Source organism: Oleiphilus sp. HI0066 (assembly GCF_001635725.1).
Genome location: NZ_LWFH01000946.1, coordinates 1 through 293, shown reverse-complemented (window position 1 = coordinate 293; position 293 = coordinate 1). Strand labels below are relative to the sequence as shown.

At 45.7% G+C, this 293-nt stretch carries 1 pseudogene; it reads right to left on the bottom strand.

Features of this window, described 5'->3' with window-relative positions:
• Positions 1-293: pseudogene (locus A3738_RS31005) on the bottom strand (hypothetical protein); the annotation flags it as partial.

Below are 293 nucleotides of genomic sequence, written 5' to 3'. Positions count from 1 at the left end.
CTTATTTCCCGCCCTGCGCCTCACTGCCTCAATGCGACTGTCGTTCAGATTAACATCGAGTTTGTTCGCGATAAACGCATACACCTCGTTCATATCGACAGGATTATCATCAGTACAAACATAGAGCTCATCCAGTGCCTGACCTTGCGCATGCGACTTCATCAAAAATGTTAGAAAACCCACTGCATCTTCTTCATGAATTCGGTTGCTACGTCTAAGAGCGTCACTCAATACAGGCTCTTGAGACAAAACTTGATCAATAATGCGTCGACGCGAACCTCCATAAATTCCGC